General features: G+C 57.9%; 2 protein-coding genes. Both read right to left on the bottom strand.

Translation table 11 applies throughout. The features are described from left to right. Positions 1–525: GTP-binding protein (locus tag ABGV18_RS11465; protein ID WP_396586144.1), on the bottom strand; the 525-nt coding region annotated here is incomplete at its 3' end. Positions 526–612: 87 nt separating this feature from the next. Beyond that, positions 613–954 carry a four helix bundle protein gene (locus ABGV18_RS11460; protein ID WP_396586143.1) on the bottom strand — a complete coding sequence of 114 codons (342 nt, stop codon included), beginning with the start codon at positions 952–954 and terminating at the stop codon, positions 613–615. Between the last annotated feature and the right edge of the window lie 99 nt (positions 955–1053).

The following is a 1053-nucleotide window of genomic DNA, read 5'->3' as shown; positions in this document are numbered from 1 at the left end:
TTCCTGCGAGTAGTCGACCAGGTCCATCTTGTTGATCGCGACCACCACATGGCGGATGCCGATCAGGTGCATCAAAAAACTGTGCCGGCGGGTCTGGGTGAGCACGCCCTGGCGGGCGTCGACCATCAGGATGGCGGCATCGGCGGTCGAGGCGCCGGTGACCATGTTGCGGGTGTACTGCTCGTGGCCCGGGGTATCAGCGACGATGAACTTGCGCTTGTCGGTGGAGAAAAAGCGATAGGCCACGTCGATGGTGATGCCCTGCTCACGCTCAGCGGCCAGGCCGTCGACCAGCAAGGCGAAGTCCATCTCCCCGCCCTGGGTGCCGTACTTCTTCGAGTCGGCTTCCACCGCGGCTAGCTGGTCCTCGAACAACAGCTTCGATTCGAACAACAATCGTCCGATCAGGGTGCTCTTGCCATCATCCACGCTACCGCAGGTGATAAACCGCAGCAGCCCCTTGTTCTCATGTGATTTTAGATAGGCCCCGATGTCCGAGGCGATCAAGTCCGATGCGTGTGCCATGGTCTCTCCTTGGGAGATAGCTCGAAGCTTGAGGCTGGAAGCTGGAAGTGTCCTGTCACACCTCCGGGGTTCTTCCAGCCGCACGCTTCAGCTCGTTACTTTGTTCATCAGGCCGGTGAGCATCGCGGCGATTTCGCGGGTTTCCGCAAGCCAGCGGGATGCCTTATCCCGGTCCAGGTAATCGATGTCGATGCCGATGTATATCTGTGTTCGAAGCTCAGCGCAGGAGCCCTTGGCGATATCGAGAAAGCGATACTTTTCCTTCGAGGAACGGCGACTCATCCCTTCTGCGACATTACTGGGAACAGACAGCCCGGATCGTGTGATTTGATCCCGAAAACCAAAATCACGAAGATCCCGCGTCGCCCTGTATAGATCCGCTGATAAACGAGCCGACCGCTTCCAAACCTCAAGCTTCTCGAAATCCATCTGAACGCTCCATGTCCAGCCGAGGCGTCACGCCTCGTTTCTTCCAACTTCAAGCTTCCCGCTTCAAGCTCTTCTGAGCCATCGGCTCAGAAGTACCCC

Source organism: Guyparkeria halopsychrophila (genome assembly GCF_044582135.1).
Lineage (GTDB): Bacteria > Pseudomonadota > Gammaproteobacteria > Halothiobacillales > Halothiobacillaceae > Guyparkeria.
Note: the sequence above shows the minus strand (reverse complement) of the source record. Positions and strands in the feature narration are given on the sequence as shown.